This is a genomic window from Dermatophilus congolensis (genome assembly GCF_900447215.1).
GTDB lineage: Bacteria > Actinomycetota > Actinomycetes > Actinomycetales > Dermatophilaceae > Dermatophilus > Dermatophilus congolensis_A.
Genome location: NZ_UFYA01000001.1, coordinates 1,104,384 through 1,121,767, shown reverse-complemented (window position 1 = coordinate 1,121,767; position 17,384 = coordinate 1,104,384). Strand labels below are relative to the sequence as shown.

The window sequence follows — 17,384 nt, the reverse complement described above, 5'->3', positions numbered from 1 at the left end:
GGGGCTTGGCAGGAGCGTCAATAAGAACGCTCGGGCCAAACCCCATACATGCGTCTCAAAAAATGAGACAGGATCGGTGGTGGAGGTTTCTCAACCTCCACCACGCCACCTCAACCTCAGTCCTCGTAAGACTCCATCGGCGGGCACGTGCACACCAAGTTCCGGTCACCGAACGCGCCATCAATACGACGCACCGGAGGCCAATACTTCGAAGCCGGATCCACATTGCCCGGGAACACAGCCATCTCACGGCTATACGGGTGGTTCCACTCCCCCGCGATACTGGCCGCCGTGTGCGGAGCGTTACGCAGCACGCTCTCCTGCACAGCAACCTCACCATCTTGAACCTGCTGAATCTCTGCACGAATAGCAATCATCGCGTCACAGAAACGGTCGAGCTCTTCCTTGTCCTCGGACTCAGTCGGCTCCACCATCAGTGTTCCCGCCACCGGGAACGACATCGTCGGAGCGTGGAAGCCATAGTCGATAAGACGCTTGGCCACATCGTCGACCGTCACTCCACTGTCATGCGTGAGCTTGCGCAGGTCGAGAATGCACTCGTGAGCCACGATCCCGTCATTGCTGTACAACACTGGGTATGAATCCCGCAGCCGCGCCGCAATGTAGTTAGCGTTGAGCACTGCACTGTAGGTGGACTGCTTCAACCCCCGGCCACCCATGAGGCGAATGTAAGCCCACGTAATCGGCAGCACACCAGCTGAACCAAAAGGCGCCGAAGCACACGGGCCAGAACCCGTCTGCGGACCTGCGCTCGGATCCAACGGGTGGTTAGGCAAGAACGGCGCCAGATGCGACTTCACGCCCACCGGGCCAACGCCAGGACCGCCGCCACCGTGCGGAATCGCGAACGTCTTGTGCAAGTTCAAGTGGCTCGCATCTCCACCGAACTGGCCAGGCTTAGCTACACCGACAAGAGCGTTCATGTTCGCCCCATCGATGTAGACCTGCCCACCCTCGGCGTGCACCAACTCCGTCAGCGTCGTCACCGTGTCCTCGTAGACACCATGCGTCGAGGGGTACGTAATCATGATCGCCGCGACCTTGCCCGCATGCTTATCCAGCTTGGACCGCAAATCCTCAAGGTCGATCTCACCGCCCTCGGTGCTCTTGACCACAACCACCTTGAATCCGGCCATACCCGCGCTCGCAGCGTTGGTGCCATGTGCACTGGAGGGAATGAGGCAGATATCGCGCTCACCTTCACCGCGAGAGGTGTGGTAGTCACGGATGGCAGTAAGGGCAGCTAGCTCCCCGGCAGCACCAGAGTTCGGCTGGAGGGTGAATGCGTCGTATCCAGTGATTTCTACCAGCCAGCGCTGCAGGTCGGTGATGATTTCACGGATACCTTGCGTCTGGTCCGCAGGGGCGAACGGGTGCAGGTTAGCGAATTCGGGCCAGGTGACGGCTTCCATTTCCGTGGCCGCATTAAGCTTCATCGTGCACGAACCCAGCGGGATCATGCCGCGGTCCAGTGCATAGTCCTTGTCGGAAAGTTTGCGCTGATAGCGCAGCATCTGAGACTCCGAGTGGACAGTATTGAAGGCCTCCGCTGTCAGGAAAGCCGAGGTACGGGCAAAAGCCTGACCCCATTCCTGACTCAATGCAGCGGTCAGTTCTTTCCCCTCAGGCAGCAGTCCTGAGACGAGCTCGTCGACTTCTTCGGCGCTGATCTTGACCCCGAACGCAGACAGCAACCGCGAAACAGTGTCGCTGTCGGTAGTTTCATCACAACTGAGCAGGATCGTGTCGTCGTTGGCCCGCCAGACGTTGATGCCGTGTGCCACAGCCTTGAGCAGGATGTCTCCGGCGCCACCGGGGACCAAAACGGTCAAGGTGTCGAAGAAACGGTCAGTGATGACGTTCACGCCAGCCGCAGTGAGTTTGTCGGCAATGACACGGGCGTGGGCATGCACTGTGGTAGCGATCTTCTTCAGCCCAGCAGGGCCGTGGTAAACCGCGTACATGGAGGCAAGGATGGCCAGCAAAGCCTGCGCGGTACAGATGTTGCTGGTGGCTTTCTCGCGGCGGATGTGCTGTTCACGAGTTTGGAGAGCCAAACGGTTCGCTGGGTTGCCATCAGCGTCCACACTGGTGCCGACCAGGCGGCCAGGCATGTTTCGCTCCAGGCCTTTACGTACCACCATGTAACCGGCGTGAGGTCCACCAAACTGCATGGGCACACCGAAACGCTGCGAGGTACCTACCGCGATGTCTGCGCCCCACTCACCGGGGGGCGTCAGCAGCGTCAGCGCCAACAGGTCTGCTGCCGCAGCCACAAGGCCTTTACCTTCGTGGACAGCCTCAGCCAAAGCAGCGTAGTCACGGATCTGGCCACTAGCGCCGGGGTACTGGACGATGACACCGAATACCTCGTGCCCGCCGGCAGCTTCCTTCAAAGAGGCAGCATCAGTGACACCACTGAGATCAGCCTCAACGACAGTGATTCCTACCGGCCAGCTACGCGTTTTGATAACCGACTTGGTTTGCGGGAACAGGTCCGCATCGACAACAACAACCGCGTCTTTGGCAGCTTTGCTGGCCCGACGCATCAACGTCACGGCTTCACCTGCGGCGGTTCCTTCATCAAGCAGGGATGCGTTCGCGATGTCGATGCCGGTGAGATCACTGCACATCGTCTGGAAGTTCAGCAGTGCCTCCAGACGGCCCTGAGAGATCTCTGGCTGGTAGGGCGTGTACGCCGTGTACCAGGCAGGGTTTTCCAGCACTCGGCGGCGGATCACGCTAGGCATGATCGTGCCGTAATAGCCCAGGCCGATCATCGAATCCTTGACCGTGTTACGGGCGGCTTTCTCGGCCAGCTCGGCAAGAACAGCGTTCTCAGACGAGGCGGCCGGGATGTTAAGGACGTCGTTAAACCGGATCTGTGAGGGCATCGTTGCATTGACGAGCGCATCGAGGTCGCTAACCCCGATCGTCTGGAGCATCTGCTCCACGTCAGTGCTCGTGGGGCCGATGTGGCGTCCAACGAAAGCCGAAAGCTCGCCGGTGCGGTTGGAATCGGTGCTCAAGGCAATTCTCCTGCCTTCTGACTCGTGCACCGACGGTCACTGGCGCCGGTGCTCCGTTTGTCGATATCGGGTCGTTGGAACACCGGTGGGTGAGTTATCGGCAAATACCGACGGCGTGTGCTCACCTGCGAGGCCCCCACGATCACCCTGGGATTTTTTGACACTAACATTGGCGTCTCCACCTGCGGATCCAGACGCGGATGGACACAAGGCCACGTTACCTGCATCACAAGTGACGTGCGCCCCTCAGCGTCAACCGGTTTTGCGGGCCTCGCGGCGGGCAGAGAGCTCATCAATGGCTGGTTCGGTTGGTGCAGCCGGTTCACCGAGGCGCTCGGCCGGCAGTTCAGCAAGGTCACCCTCGACTTCACGCCACACTCGCCCAATAGCGATACCGAACACACCCTGACCGCCTTGGAGAAGGTCAATAACCTCATCGTTACTGGTGCATTCGTACACGGTGGCCCCATCACTCATAAGGGTGACTTGCTCAAGATCATGAATACCGCGTTGGCGAAGAGCATCGACAGCGTTTCGGATTTGCTGGAGCGAAACCCCCGTGTCTAGCAGCCTTTTCACTACTTTGAGGACGAGGACATCGCTGAAGCTATAAAGACGCTGACTGCCAGATCCGGCAGCGCTACGCACTGAAGGCTCTACCAAACCAGTGCGTGCCCAGTAATCCAACTGCCGGTAGGTGATTCCTACAGCTTTGCAGGCGACAGGTCCACGGAACCCAGCATCTGTAGGAAGCGCCTGCGGGTCCTCGGCAGAAACCTGTTCTGGAGGTGAGGCCGAGGGAAGGGTGAGAGCCGGTTCAGTGCCCGGCATTTCATTGTCCTTACCCATAGGGCCTCCTGGTTAATGGTGGCCCAGATGATGCTTCGCTGGAGTGCTTCGCGCCGGGCCGACTCTTCGAAAGTACGGACACCTCCAGCGAGGGTCAACGATAACGATGCTCGTCAACGGCACGTGTCGCGGTTTAATGCATGCAAACGGCGGTGTTCTACTTCGGGTTCAGGTCATCCCCTGCGGGTTCTTCAGGGCCACCTTCAGTGTCGAAATCTTCGGGAGAGACGTTATCGAGGAACTCCCTGAATTTTTCGACCTCGTCGTCACGGTCGTCATCGACGATGACTCCCGCCTCATCCATCACTTCATCGACCACGCGGATCGGTGATTCTGTTCGCAACGCTAAAGCGATCGCATCAGAGGTGCGTGAGCTCACTCGCACGCCATTGCTGAAGATGAGGTCGGCATAAAAAACCTTGTCTTCGAGCTTGACGATTTGCACCTCGTTAAGAAGAACGCCAAGGCCAGTGATGACATCTCGCAACAGGTCATGGGTTAAAGGGCGGGGTGGTTCAACGCCTTGTTGAGCGAAAGCGATCGCGGCAGCTTCTGCAGCACCAATCCAGACAGGTAAGTAACGGTCCCCCTCACGTTCACGCAGGAGAACGATGGGTTGATTGGTAGGGGTTTCCACTCTTACGCCAAGCACATCGAGGTCACGCACTCCTCCAACCTATCGCGATTCGCTCCCAAGATGGCCAGGGCAAGCATCGATGTTTCTCCCGTTCGGGCCAAGGGGACCTTCAGGGGTGACGTGAGCGCGCCACTCCTGCCTGCACTAATGCGGCGTGGAGGGTGAGGAATTCGTGCAGCATCTCTCCGAGACGTTCTGCGCCGCTGTCATCGTCGTGGCGGGGGTTGAGCTGTTGCGCTAGTCCTACTTCACGTTCAGCAGCGGTGCGGAATGTCCGCAAGTGGCGAGGCTCAAGCCCGTAAGAGGCCAGTACTGCTGCTGAAGTAGCAACAGGGATGGCGTAACCATCGACGTGTCCAGCCTCGTCAGGGACGATGAGGCCGTATCCGACAAGAGATTCGATGTAGGCCTCTGAGGTGTGCGCAGATCGAGCTAACTCAGCCAGAGTGATGCGCAGTTTGTTTGGTGGGGTGAGGAGTTCTGCTGCACCGGGAACGGAGGGGGGCTCCACAGCTGGAGCGGTGGGAGTCGAGCCGAGTGTGAGGGCAGGTTCCAGCCCTCGATCCATTGCATCGAGGGCTTCCCTGATGACCTTCAGTGGCCAAAAATTGTCGCGTTGAGCACGCAGGATGTACCGGATGCGTTCCACATCAGATGTGCGGAAGTGTCGATATCCGGAAGGAGAACGGGCAGGGGTTACCAGCTGCTTGGACTCCAAAAACCGGATTTTGCTGATCGTGAGATCCGGGAATTCCTCGGATAGCAGATCAACAACCGCGCCGATCGTGAACGATTCTCCTTTAGTCGTTTCCTCGTGCTCTGCACCGGACACGGTCAGATCTCATCCTTGGCGAGGAAAAGAAGACGGAACTTACCGACCTGAACCTGGTCGCCGCTGCGCAAGACCGCCGAGTCGGTCATTTCTTGGTTCACGTAGGTCCCGTTGAGAGAAGCGACGTCACGAACGTGGAAGAAGCCGTCCTTGTACTCGAAAATTGCGTGCCGTCGAGAAACAGTGACGTCATCGAGAAAGATGTCACTGTCTGTGTGGCGCCCCACAGTTGTCACGGCAGAGTCGAGCAGGAAACGTGCTCCGCGGTTAGGGCCGCGCAAGACGATGAGCAGGGCAGTTCCTGGACGGAGAGCCTCGGCAGTGGTGCGGTCTTCGTCTCGGAGGCCGTAGTCGACGTCGGCGCTTTCCGGGATATTTATGCCGGTGAACTGCATGGTCGCAGGGTCGGTGCGTGGGGCTCCGAAATTCTGCGGGGTGCTGTCGCTCACGACATGCTCCGTTCGCGTCCGGCCCGCATGTGCGGGCTCTGTTCTCTGGTCAAGTCGCGGTGTGAAAGCCGCTGCCCGATGAACACATCACTGTGTGCCCCACCGGAACTACAAACCCTAGAGCATGAATCGAGGTTCGGGTGGAAGAAGGGCCACGTGCCCACCCCGGCCTCACAAGAAAAGTTCAGAAGACTGTGAGAAAGGGGAAGGGACCGCACCCCTCGGGGATAGTCCCCGAGGGTAGATCCCACCCGAATCAGTCGAGCATCTCCTTGTATGCCGCTGCATCGAGAAGGTCAGCCGTGGCATCCGCAGAAGCAAGCTTTACCTCAAAGATCCAGCCCTCTCCGTACGGGTCGGAGTTAAGTAGCTCCGGGCTCTCGTCTAGCTTCTCGTTCACTGCCGTGACTTCACCACCCACAGGGCTGTTGACGTCACTGACCGACTTGGTGGACTCAACCTCAGCGGCTGCGCCATCGACCTCGACCTCGTCACCAATGTTGGGGACGGATACGTAGACGATGTCACCAAGAGCATCCTGGGCGAACGAAGTAATGCCGACGCGGGCGACACCATCAGTGATGCTGACCCACTCGTGGTCCGTGGTGTACTGCAGGTTCTCGGGGTAGACGAGATCGCTCATGACTCTCCCTTTGACGCCGTGAACGCCGGTGCGTCCACGTAGGTGGGGTTTCGGGTGACACCAAGGTATACGGATCTGCCGCTGCTTTCGTACCGGTCGCGCGAGGAGATAAAAAGCTTCCACATACAGAGCCCACGCCAGTAAGAAAGCAACATTGCCTAAAGTTAGGGAGCATGGCAGCTGATACCCACGATGGGCTGACTGTCCGTCGATACGTTCCCATCACTCCCAGTCCCGACCTTGTCACCGGAGAAGACGGACTGGCACGGACGCCCTGGGCTTACGGCAGCGAAGCACTACTGACGTACTACGACACTGAATGGGGAATGCCTGTACGCGACGAAAGAGGCATGTTTGAGCGGCTATCTCTAGAAGTTTTCCAAGCAGGACTTTCCTGGGAAACCATCCTTCGCAAACGTGAAGCATTCCGCCGCGCATTCGATAACTTTTCCCCAGACTCAGTCTGCGCATTCGATGACGTCGACGTCGAACGCTTGGTGAACGACCCTGCAATCGTGCGGCATCGCGGAAAAATCATGGCCACGCTTACCAATGCCCGTGCCACCTGCGCACTACGCGGACGAGTGCTTATTCATGAAACACAACCAGCCACAGTTGCCCCCGAGCCAATCGAAGGAGGGCAAGGACTAGCCGAACTGGTGTGGTCCTACCAGCCACAGATAACCCCCGAACCCTTCCGCCTTAGCGAAATCCCCTCCGCATCAAACGAATCAGCAGCTCTGTCGGCTGTGCTGAAGAAAAACGGATTCGTGTTCGTTGGTCCTACATCCATGTACGCCCTCATGGAAGCAGTCGGCATCGTCGATACCCACCTGGTGGGTTCCCATCGCCGCGGCGCCTCCGGGGTATGGAGATCGTGAACGAAAATCGTATAGAAATCGTGACCTTAAATACAGGAAATCTCTAGGGCAAACACGGAATTGCGACAGATACGTCAGCCATTCTTCTCATATGCAGATCACTCAATTGCTCGTACAAGCAATCGTGCTTGTCGGGATTGCGCTTATCGCCCTGCTGGCCATTGTGCCGCTGTGGCTTAAGCACACAGGAGAACGTGACGACACCTGAGTTCGGGGGCCAATGATGTGCACTAACAGCATCCAGGTAACCGTCACCATCTCCGCAGTTTTCCCGATTTCACGGTAGGGGAATGAACCGAGCGCTCCCCCAGTGGGGGCGTCCGCGTACCGCCGATCACGCAGGCGTCCCCATTCTGCGGGCGTAAGCACTTACGACCCTAGGTACAGTCCCTCTATGTCGACGAATGAGGGAACCACACAAACGAACCGAAACAAACCTGCCAAGCTCAATAAAAAAGCCTACGAAAAAGAACTACGCCGCCTGCAAACCGAACTCGTCGCATTTCAACAATGGGTAATAGAAAGCGGCGAACGCGCACTCCTCATCTTTGAAGGTCGCGATGCCGCGGGCAAAGGCAGCGCCATCAAACGCATCACTGAACACCTCAACCCCCGTCACGCCCGCGTCGTAGCCTTGCCTGCCCCCACCGAACGCGAGAAGACACAGTGGTACTTCCAGCGGTACGTCACCCACTTGCCTGCGGCGGGCGAAATAGTCATTTTCGACAGGTCCTGGTACAACCGCGCCGGAGTGGAACGCGTCATGGGATTCTGCACCGACGTCGAATATCAGCGCTTCCTCCACCAAACCCCAGACTTTGAACGCATGCTCGTTGAAGATGGCATACGCCTGCTCAAATATTGGTTCTCCGTCTCCGATGAAGAACAACAAGCTCGCTTCCGATCCCGCGCTACCGATCCCATGCGCCGCTGGAAACTCTCCCCTATGGACGTCGAATCCATCAACCGATGGGAAGAATACTCCCGCGCAAAAGACGCCATGTTCGCAGCTACTGACCTACCAGGAGCCCGCTGGATCACCATCGAAAGCGAAGACAAAAAGCGCTCCCGCATCAACGTGATCAACGACATCCTCACCCGCATCCCCTGGAAACGTCTCCCAGACCACGGGATCACCATCCCGCCCCGCCCCGCAGCCACAAGCAAGAACTACACTCGCCCAGACCGCTCCACCTTTCTCTACGCCCCCGACATCGCCGCCAGCCTCGAACGCCACCCCAAAAACCACTAAATCCCTGGCTCAATCCCGTTTTCGCGGCAGGGCTGGGCCATAGGCGCACTCACAATCTGGCTCCACAGGCCGATGAGGAAGGCACCACCTTGCACAGGTGGTCGCCCAGGTACGCCGCAACACAGAAGCCGCCCATGCAGCGCACCCCATGCCACGAATCGGAGCCTCGCCTTGTCCACCAACGCACACTTGACCACGGAAGCAACCGGTAAAAAACCCATCAGCATCACCGTCAAGATCGCGCTCGTTGGACTCGTTGGACTCATTGGGGCCCTCCTTATCGGCGGCGGCGCCCTGTTGGCAATCCGTCAGATCAGCAACGTCAACGACGAACAAAACATAGCGCTGCGTGTCGAAAAAGCTGCCCTGGGTATGCAAACCCACAACCTGGACATTTCTGGCTGGCAACTCGGCGTTCTCGGTGATGTTTACCGCCTCGGCGCCAAACGAGCACTCAGCGGCGAGGATGCTTACAACGCCAAAGGATTCGACAAAGCCCGCGCCTCTCTTGAAGCAGACCTCAAAGCCTTCCCTCGAGCCGACATCACCAACGATGAACGAAAACAGCTCGACACCGTCGAAGCAGGCTACAAAGAGTTCTTTGACGCCGAAGCCGAAGTACGCACGCTGTACGCCACCGAAAACAGAGCAAAAATTGACCAAGCCGCTGGCGAAATCAACGGCGGCAAAACCGGACAAGCCTTCACAAAAATTGCTGACGCCTCCGATGCGCTTGCTGCCTCAGCAACCACTCGCGCTACAGCGTTGAGTGAACAAAAAAATTCCGTGATCGCCTTCGTGCCCTGGGTGATCATCGCCATCACCATTGTCCTAGCTGGACTGATTGCTCTCACCGCTCGCATGATCGCCCTGCCTATCGCACGATCACTGCACTCAGTCCGCGACTCGCTCATTGCCATGTCACACAACAACCTCACCGTGCCAGCTGATATCACGACCCATGACGAAGTCGGTGAAACTGCCCAAGCACTCGAACAATCCCGTACCGCGATGATCGGCATCATTACCCGCGTCATGGAAGCAGCCCAAGACGTCGCCGACAATGCCCAGAACCTCACCGCGCTCTCCCAAAACGTCGGTACCGCTGCCGTCAACAGCTTCTCCGAACTTGACTCCACCGCCCGCGAAGCCAGCAACGTCGACAAAAACATCCAAACCGTCGCAGCTGGCACCGAAGAAATGACCGCATCAATTCGCGAGATCGCCAAATCCACCAACGCCGCCGCCGCTATCGCCACTCAAGCCGTGCACGCTGCCGAAACCGCAAACGCCGCTGTAACCCAACTCGGAACGAGCTCCGCCGAAATCGGCGAAGTTGTCAAAACAATCACCGGTATCGCGGAACAAACCAACCTACTGGCCCTCAATGCCACCATCGAAGCCGCCCGCGCCGGAGAATCAGGTAAAGGCTTCGCCGTGGTGGCCAATGAAGTCAAAGATCTCGCCCGAGAAACCAGCCAAGCCACCGAAAATATCGGACTGCGCGTCGAAACCATCCAAAACGACACCCATGCCGCTGTGAACGCCATCAACGAAATCGCAAGCATCATCGCCCAGATCCACGACTCGCAAGGCACCATTGCCTCCGCCGTCGAAGAACAAACCGCCACCACCAACGAAATGAGCCGCAGCGTCAACGACGCTGCTCGCGGAGCCGGAAGCATCGCACAGAACGTCGAACGCACCGCCCAGTCATCCCGTAGCACCTCTAGCACCACAGAACGGATATCTGAAGAAATCGCACGACTAGCCAATGGCAGTGCCAACCTGCGCGAACTTGTTAGTCACTTCCACGTCTAAAAACTCACCAAAACACAAGAAACCGGACCTGATTTTCAGGTCCGATTTCATTCACGTCGGGACGACAGGATTTGAACCTGCGACCCCTTGACCCCCAGTCAAGTGCGCTACCAAGCTGCGCCACGTCCCGTGAACAGGAAAAACATTACCCCATCCTCGCCGCGAGTACCGAATCCGCTGCTCACGCGCCTACGCGCGCCATCCGGAGCAGCGGACCCGGCGCCCCATCACTTCTCTTTACGGCGACGTTTCTCCTTCACCCGAACCGAAATCTCAATCGGGCTTCCCACAAAGCCGAACTCCTCACGCAGCCTGCGCTCCAAGAAACGGCGATACCCCGCCTCGATAAAACCATTAGCAAACAACACAAAACGCGGCGGACGCGTCGAAGCCTGCGTCGCGAACAAAATACGCGGCTGCTTACCGCCACGAACCGGGTGCGGATGCGCAGCAACAATCTCGCCCAACAACGCATTCAATCGACCCGTCGGCACCCGCGTATCCCACGAAGCCAACGACTGCTCCAACGCAGGAACCAACTTCTGCACATGCCGCCCCGTCAACGCCGAAGCATTTACCCGCGGAGCCCATGCGATCTGCACTAGCTCCCGCTCAATCTCCCGCTCCAAGTAGTAGCGACGCTCCTCATCAATGAGATCCCACTTGTTATAAGCGATCACCACAGCACGGCCGGCATCAACAACCTGCTGAACAATCCGAATATCCTGCTCACTGATGGGCTCATGCGCATCAATCAACACCACCGCGACCTCGGCCTTTTCCAAGGCCGTACGCGTACGCAACGACGCATAAAAATCCGCACCACGAGTCAGATGAACACGACGACGAATACCAGCAGTATCAACGAAACGCCACGTCGTCCCGCCCAACTCAATGAACTCATCCACCGGATCACGCGTCGTGCCCGCCACGTTATCGACGACCACACGCTCCTCACCAGCCAAACGGTTCAACAAACTCGACTTACCCACATTCGGGCGCCCCAACAACGCCACACGGCGCGGCCCCCCACGCCGATACGCACCCTCAACCTGAGATTCCTGCGGAAGCACCCCCATCAGCGCCTCCAACGCATCACCAGTCCCCCGGCCATGCAACGCCGAAACAGGCCACGGCTGCCCCAAGCCCAACGACCACAACGCGGCAGCATCAGCCTCACCACGCATGTCATCAACCTTGTTCGCCACAAGAACCACCGGCTTACCCGAACGACGTAACAACCGCACAACCGCCTCATCGGTGTCCGTGGCCCCCACCGTGGCATCAACCACAAACAGCACTGCGTCACACAAGCCAACCGCAATCTCGGCCTGCTCAGCCACCCGCAGATGAATCCCCGTGGCATCAACCTCCCAGCCACCGGTATCCACCAAAGTGAACTTCGTCCCCGCCCACTCCGCGTCATAAGCGACACGGTCACGCGTCACCCCAGGAACATCCTCCACAACCGCCTCACGGCGTCCAATGATGCGGTTCACCAACGTGGACTTACCCACATTTGGGCGCCCAATCACCGCCACCACCGGCGCGGCACCTTCACCATCTTCCTGCGCATCCGGGTCAAACTGACCATCAACCAAAGCCAAATCAGCATCATCAAGATCGAACTCTTCCAGACCAGCACGAAGGGCGCGCGCTACACCCGCATCCTCATCAGTGTCCCCACCCCGAGGTAACGAACCTGAAGCGCCCTCAGGTACGTACACAACCTCCACACCAGAAGAATCAGCATCCTGCGCCACATCATCAGCACCCGCAGCATCAAACTCATAGATGCCGTCATCATCACTATCACCGATGAAATCAGCCTCAGAAGCAACAATCGCCACCACCGCACGCACCGAACCCTCGTAATCAAGGTCGGTGGTGTCCAACAACGTCACCCCAGGAGCAGGGTCAACGAACGACGTCACTGCCGAATCCTGCGCATCCCGACCAACAACCTCCGCACGCGTACGGTCCGTCACCACCGAATCGCCGCCAGAAAGCTCCGCCTCCTGCGTTGCCCGACGCTGCAGGCGCGCCTGCTCACTAGCAGTAAGCAAAATCCGCACCGTCGCATCCGGAGCAACCACCGTAGTGATGTCCCGCCCCTCAGCTACCACTCCCCCATCAGCAGCGCATTCAGCCATAATCGCGCGCTGACGAGCAATCAACTCCTCCCGCACCGCAGGAACAGCCGCCACCTTCGAAACCACACCAGAGACCCGAGAAGAACGAATCTCCTGCGAAACATCAACACCATCAACAAACACCGCCGGCGCACCCGGATCAGTCACAATCTCCAAAGGCAAATCCCGAGCCGCCGCACCCACCGCAGCAACATCCTCAAAATCAATGCCCTTATCCAGGCAGAACCAAGCCAACGACCGATACATCGCCCCCGTGTCCAGATAATCGATACCGAACATGGCGGCCACCTCACGGGACACGCTGGACTTACCGGTTCCGGAAGGGCCGTCGATAGCGATGACCAGGGGCTCGTTCTTACTCATTACTACAGCCTAACGGCCCCGCACCTTAAGCCACGACCCAGCCCGAACCCAGAGTCCACCCACGCACCCCTCGATATTGTGGGGGCCAGTTAACCACCCACAGAGCCTCGACGTGAGCTCACGACGAAAGATCTACACCCATGACCAACAACGTAACTATGTGGTTCGACGTCGCCTGCCCCTACGCCTGGATGACCTCACGATGGCTCAAAGACGTACAAAAAGTACGAGACATCACCCTCACTTTTCGCCCCATGTCCCTAGCTATCCTCAACAGCACCAACGACATCGACGAAGAATACGCACGAAAAATGCAGGCCAACTCTGGTCCCGCCCGCGTCTTCGCTGCCGTGCACCACACCCAGCCAGACAAAATCGACGAGCTTTACACCGCGATGGGTACCCTCATCCACATCAACGGCGAAAATAACAAAGAAGGCTACGGCGCCTACGACAACGTCATCCGCCAAGCCCTGTCTAACGCCCAGCTCGACCCCACCCTCGCTGAAGCTGCCAACAACGACACCTACGTCCCCATTCTCGAAAAACTTCACAACGAAGCCATGGACGCCGTCGGAGAAAACAGCGGCTGCCCCATCGTCCAATTCGCAGATACGCGAGCCTTCTTCGGACCCGTCATTACCGACAACCCTGGCGGCGAAGAAGCCGGAAAAATCTACGACGCCTTCAACGCCATCGCAGCCTTCCCATTCTTCTTCGAAATGAAACGCGCCCGTACCCAAACCCCGCAGCTACCCAGCTGGGAATAAAACCAATCACCCCCGCGAGATCTCTCGCGGGGGTGACCACATACCAACAAGATGAAAACGTCTTACAAACCCGCCGCCGCGTACAGGTCAGCGATCTCCTTACCATTCAACTCACGCAACCGGCCACTCTTTTGGTCACCCAAACGAATCGGACCCACCGCAATACGCGTCAACGTCAACACTGGGTGGCCCACCGCATCCAACAAACGACGCACCACGTGCTTCTTGCCTTCATGAAGCACAACCTCAACCAAAGCCTTACCCGGAGTCGAGTCAATCAACTTAAACGAATCAACCTGAATCAGGCCCTCCTCTAGCTCCACGCCCTCACGCAAACGGCGCCCCAAATCCCGAGGAATCGGCCCCGGCACCGAAGCCACATACGTCTTAGCCACCTCGTAACTCGGGTGCTGCAACCGATGCGCCAACTCACCATCATTGGTCAACAACAACAAGCCACTGGTGTCAGCGTCCAAACGACCAACATGGAATAACCGCTCCTGCCGGTTAAACAACATGTACGAAATATCCGGACGCCCGAACTCATCATCCATCGACGACACCACACCAACAGGCTTATTCAACGCGTAGTACGAGCGCGAGGAATCCAAATTGATGTACTGACCATCCACCCGCACACGCCGAGCCAACGGATCGATCCGAATACCCAGCTCCGTAACAACCTGGTCATCAACCTCCACCCGACCCTGCTCAATCAACGCCTCACACGCCCGACGCGATCCCACTCCCGCGCTGGCCAACAACTTCTGCAAACGCACCCCATCCGGATCGTGAACATCCACCGCCGGAGCGCGATTCTCCCGCGGAGCCAACTGATCCGGACGCAAATCACCACGACCCCGACGCGGCTGCCTCACTGCCTTGCGGCCAGCCTTCGCAGACGCAGCACGCCCCCCACCAGAACTCTTCTTCGGGTAGCCGGAGCCACGCTTAGGTCCAGCCGACCCACCACTACGCCGTGCTCCACTGCCGCTGCGCCCACTCATCCTGAAATCCCTACTCCATCGACAACAAACAACCGCACCCCGACGTAAACGGGACGGCACTGACAAACAAAGACGCAGTACTCACTGCGCCGCACAAACTCACCGATCCGCGGCAGACTCCACATCCAACGCCACATCGAGACGATCAGTGACCTCCTCGACCTCCGGAAGATACGGCGCCAAAGGAGGCAAATCATCCAACGATCCAACCCCCAACCGATCCAAAAAATATGGCGTCGTCCCATACAGCACCGCGCCGTGCTCCGGATCCAAACCCATCTCGGTGATCAACCCTTTAGATAAAAGAGTACGCACAACACCATCGACGTTCACACCACGCACAGCGCTAATGCGGGCCCGGGAAACAGGTTGCCGATACGCAATGATCGCCAACGTCTCCAACGCAGCCTTCGTCAACCGCGCCCTAGCCCCTTCCAAAACAAACTTCTCAACCGCAGGCCCCAACTCCGCCCGAGAATAAATACGCCACCCAATCTCCGTGCACCGCAAAGAAAACCCACGCCCCTGCGAGTCATATTCATCCCGCAACTCCTCCAGCGTCGCCTCCACACGCTGCGAAGACACTGACAACGCCGAAGACAACTGCTCCACCGTCACCGGCTCCTCCACCACCATGACAACTGCCTCCAACGCAGCCTTCAAACCACCCGGTAACTCATCAACAACAAAATCCTCACCCTCAACATCCTTGCCCCCAACCCCCTCAACAGCCTCAACACTCACGCGCACTCCTCCTCAAACCCATCAAACGACGACAAAACCACCCCATCAGCACAGACATCCTCCGCCTCACCCGTCCAGCGAACCCGCAACACCCCCAACGCCGCATCCTGCACAAAATCCACCGACGCCGAGCGGAACAACTCCAACAACGACAAAAACCTCGCCACCACCACCAAAGTCGACTCCGCATCGACAACCAAATCATCAAACGACACCTCACCCCCATCCCGAACCCGCTCAGCCACAATCGCAGCCTGCTCAGCCACCGACACCGACGGCTGATGCAAATGCTCCGTCGCCACCACCGGCGCAGCTTTAGGCGTCATCGCCCCGGCAGCCACTGCCGCGAAACGTTCCGCCGAAATCCCCAACACAAGCTCAGGCACCAAATCAGAAACCAACGGATCTACACCCGGACGCCGAGGCTCAGCACGACCCTCAGCACCCATCCGCTCAGCAATCCACTCCGACATCTCCTGATACGCCCGATACTGCAACAAACGCGCAAACAACAAATCCCGCGCCTCAATCAGCGCGAAATCCTCCTCATCCTCAACCTCAGGGGTCGGCAACAAACGCGACGCCTTAATATCAAGCAAAGTCGCCGCGACTAAAAGAAACTCCGAAGCGACATCAACATCCCAATTAGGATCAGCCGCCTGCATCGCTCGAATATGAGCAATAAACTCATCCGTCACGCTCGCAAGGGCGATCTCAGTGATATCCAGCTTGTGCTTACTAATCAACCCCAACAACAAATCAAAAGGCCCATTAAAAACATCCAAATGCACCTCAAAAGACGGGCGGTCACGCCGCGTAAGCACGCCACCAGGAGCCTGCTGCCCTGAATTCACACCCTCACGGGGTACGCGAGAACTACCCCCCATGCCCGATACGCCGCTCAGGGGGCATCTCCACGCCAAATCAGCTCACGCGCCAGCTGGCGGTAAGCCTCACTGCCACCATGCGAAGGCGCATACGCCGTAATAGGCTCCGCAGCCAACGTTGCATCAGGGAACTTCACCGTCCGTGCAATAACCGTGTGAAAAACCTTCTCGTCAAAATGCCCCACCACACTACGGACCACTTCACGACTATGCAGCGTGCGACCGTCATACATCGTCGCCAAAATCCCATCAATCTTCAGACGCGGATTCAACCGATCGGCAACCTTGTCAATCGTGTCCACCAACAAAGCCACACCGCGCATCGCGAAAAACTCCGTCTCCAACGGAATAATCACACCATGCGCTGCCGTCAGCGCATTCACCGTCAACAGCCCCAACGACGGCTGACAATCAATAAGAACCACGTCATAGTCATCCACAATCGGACGCAAAATCCGCGAAAGAACCATCTCCCGCGCCACCTCACCAACGAGCTGAACCTCAGCCGCCGACAAATCAATATTCGCCGGAACCAAATCCATATTCGGATTACTCGTCGACTGCACGACATCACGCACATCGTGCCCCTTCTCAATGAGAAGGTTATAAATCGTCATATCAAGATCATGTGTCGGCACACCCAACCCCACCGACAACGCACCCTGCGGATCAAAATCCACCAACAACACACGCCGACCCAACTCAGCTAACGCCGCACCCAGATTAATCGACGTTGTCGTCTTCCCAACCCCACCCTTCTGATTACACACCGCGATAATCCGCGCCGGACCATGCCGGTCCAAAACCGCAGGCGTACCAAAATCTGGCAAGACACGACCAGTCAGATCAACCGTGCCCACCCCCACACACTCACTGCCGGGCAGCGGCTCATCCATCACGGCCTCCGGCGCATCCGACCGACTGAGGAAATCGGAACCAGCTGGGGAACTCATCCGTTCGCCCTCCTTCGACACGGCATCACGGCCACCACCATCGATAGCGTTTCGCCACGACCCTACCAGGGCAATTCACCCCGCACCCGGCAC

15 protein-coding genes and 1 tRNA gene are annotated in these 17,384 nt (G+C 58.0%); 4 read left to right on the top strand and 12 right to left on the bottom strand.

Going from position 1 to position 17,384, the window contains the following annotated elements:
- Nucleotides 1-116: 116 nt before the first annotated feature.
- The 6 genes from gcvP to gcvH all read right to left on the bottom strand — a co-directional run bounded on the left by gcvP (nt 117) and on the right by gcvH (nt 6,460).
- Complete coding sequence (gene gcvP / locus DXZ77_RS04780; RefSeq protein WP_181816032.1) at nt 117-3,050, bottom strand: aminomethyl-transferring glycine dehydrogenase; 2,934 nt, start codon at nt 3,048-3,050, stop codon at nt 117-119.
- Nucleotides 3,051-3,302: 252 nt separating this feature from the next.
- Nucleotides 3,303-3,899 carry a MerR family transcriptional regulator gene (locus DXZ77_RS04775; RefSeq protein ID WP_115030350.1) on the bottom strand — a complete coding sequence of 199 codons (597 nt, stop codon included), beginning with the start codon at nt 3,897-3,899 and terminating at the stop codon, nt 3,303-3,305.
- 157 nt (nt 3,900-4,056) lie between these two features.
- Nucleotides 4,057-4,566, bottom strand: a complete 510-nt coding sequence (locus DXZ77_RS04770) for a bifunctional nuclease family protein (RefSeq protein ID WP_115030348.1) — start codon at nt 4,564-4,566, stop codon at nt 4,057-4,059.
- A gap of 79 nt (nt 4,567-4,645) precedes the next feature.
- Nucleotides 4,646-5,368: a transcriptional regulator FtsR gene (gene ftsR, locus DXZ77_RS04765; RefSeq protein ID WP_115030347.1), complete on the bottom strand. Its 723-nt coding sequence runs from the start codon at nt 5,366-5,368 to the stop codon at nt 4,646-4,648.
- Between the two features lie 2 nt (nt 5,369-5,370).
- A complete protein-coding gene (locus DXZ77_RS04760) occupies nt 5,371-5,817 on the bottom strand; it encodes an FHA domain-containing protein (protein ID WP_371667145.1) in 447 nt (148 codons plus the stop codon).
- Between the two features lie 256 nt (nt 5,818-6,073).
- Entirely contained in the window at nt 6,074-6,460 is a 387-nt protein-coding gene (gene gcvH / locus DXZ77_RS04755) for a glycine cleavage system protein GcvH (protein WP_028326232.1), read from the bottom strand.
- A 221-nt stretch (nt 6,461-6,681) separates the two neighbouring features.
- On the opposite strand from gcvH, the gene DXZ77_RS04750 reads away from it, so the two are divergent.
- From DXZ77_RS04750 to DXZ77_RS04740, 3 genes are all read left to right on the top strand, one after another.
- The gene (locus DXZ77_RS04750) at nt 6,682-7,341 is read left to right on the top strand and encodes a DNA-3-methyladenine glycosylase I (RefSeq protein ID WP_371667493.1); all 660 of its coding nucleotides are present in this window, start codon (nt 6,682-6,684) and stop codon (nt 7,339-7,341) included.
- A gap of 394 nt (nt 7,342-7,735) precedes the next feature.
- On the top strand, nt 7,736-8,593 hold the full coding sequence (gene ppk2, locus DXZ77_RS04745; RefSeq protein WP_115030343.1) for a polyphosphate kinase 2: 858 nt from the start codon (nt 7,736-7,738) through the stop codon (nt 8,591-8,593).
- Between the two features lie 189 nt (nt 8,594-8,782).
- Nucleotides 8,783-10,414, top strand: a complete 1,632-nt coding sequence (locus DXZ77_RS04740; protein WP_258553136.1) for a methyl-accepting chemotaxis protein — start codon at nt 8,783-8,785, stop codon at nt 10,412-10,414.
- 56 nt (nt 10,415-10,470) lie between these two features.
- Here the strand turns inward: DXZ77_RS04740 and DXZ77_RS04735 are convergent.
- Both DXZ77_RS04735 and der read right to left on the bottom strand, forming a co-directional pair.
- Nucleotides 10,471-10,544 (bottom strand) — tRNA-Pro (locus DXZ77_RS04735).
- A gap of 97 nt (nt 10,545-10,641) precedes the next feature.
- Nucleotides 10,642-12,930 (bottom strand): bifunctional cytidylate kinase/GTPase Der, encoded by a 2,289-nt coding sequence (gene der / locus DXZ77_RS04730; protein WP_115030341.1) that lies wholly within the window; start codon nt 12,928-12,930, stop codon nt 10,642-10,644.
- A gap of 140 nt (nt 12,931-13,070) precedes the next feature.
- Here der and DXZ77_RS04725 point away from each other — a divergent pair, with 140 nt between their 5' ends.
- On the top strand, nt 13,071-13,700 hold the full coding sequence (locus DXZ77_RS04725) for a DsbA family protein (RefSeq protein WP_115030339.1): 630 nt from the start codon (nt 13,071-13,073) through the stop codon (nt 13,698-13,700).
- A gap of 62 nt (nt 13,701-13,762) precedes the next feature.
- On the opposite strand, the gene DXZ77_RS04720 is transcribed toward DXZ77_RS04725, so the two are convergent.
- The 4 genes from DXZ77_RS04720 to DXZ77_RS04705 all read right to left on the bottom strand — a co-directional run bounded on the left by DXZ77_RS04720 (nt 13,763) and on the right by DXZ77_RS04705 (nt 17,234).
- Nucleotides 13,763-14,707: a pseudouridine synthase gene (locus DXZ77_RS04720; RefSeq protein WP_115030338.1), complete on the bottom strand. Its 945-nt coding sequence runs from the start codon at nt 14,705-14,707 to the stop codon at nt 13,763-13,765.
- A 99-nt stretch (nt 14,708-14,806) separates the two neighbouring features.
- Nucleotides 14,807-15,451, bottom strand: coding sequence for an SMC-Scp complex subunit ScpB (scpB, locus tag DXZ77_RS04715; RefSeq protein WP_258553135.1), 645 nt, complete (start codon nt 15,449-15,451; stop codon nt 14,807-14,809).
- Nucleotides 15,448-16,338 carry a segregation and condensation protein A gene (locus tag DXZ77_RS04710; protein WP_115030336.1) on the bottom strand — a complete coding sequence of 297 codons (891 nt, stop codon included), beginning with the start codon at nt 16,336-16,338 and terminating at the stop codon, nt 15,448-15,450. The genes scpB and DXZ77_RS04710 overlap by 4 nt, the downstream gene beginning before the upstream one ends.
- Nucleotides 16,339-16,352: 14 nt before the next feature.
- Nucleotides 16,353-17,234, bottom strand: a complete 882-nt coding sequence (locus DXZ77_RS04705; protein WP_243889099.1) for a ParA family protein — start codon at nt 17,232-17,234, stop codon at nt 16,353-16,355.
- Nucleotides 17,235-17,384: the final 150 nt, after the last annotated feature.

Bases quoted from the DNA above. Each gene is read 5' to 3' on its own strand.
- DXZ77_RS04775 (WP_115030350.1), bottom strand. From the start codon at position 3,899: ATGGGTAAGGACAATGAAATGCCGGGCACTGAACCGGCTCTCACCCTT.
- gcvH (WP_028326232.1), bottom strand. From the start codon at position 6,460: ATGAGCGATCTCGTCTACCCCGAGAACCTGCAGTACACCACGGACCAC.
- ppk2 (WP_115030343.1), top strand. From the start codon at position 7,736: ATGTCGACGAATGAGGGAACCACACAAACGAACCGAAACAAACCTGCC.
- der (WP_115030341.1), bottom strand. From the start codon at position 12,930: ATGAGTAAGAACGAGCCCCTGGTCATCGCTATCGACGGCCCTTCCGGA.
- DXZ77_RS04725 (WP_115030339.1), top strand. From the start codon at position 13,071: ATGACCAACAACGTAACTATGTGGTTCGACGTCGCCTGCCCCTACGCC.
- DXZ77_RS04720 (WP_115030338.1), bottom strand. From the start codon at position 14,707: ATGAGTGGGCGCAGCGGCAGTGGAGCACGGCGTAGTGGTGGGTCGGCT.
- DXZ77_RS04710 (WP_115030336.1), bottom strand. From the start codon at position 16,338: ATGGGGGGTAGTTCTCGCGTACCCCGTGAGGGTGTGAATTCAGGGCAG.
- DXZ77_RS04705 (WP_243889099.1), bottom strand. From the start codon at position 17,234: ATGGATGAGCCGCTGCCCGGCAGTGAGTGTGTGGGGGTGGGCACGGTT.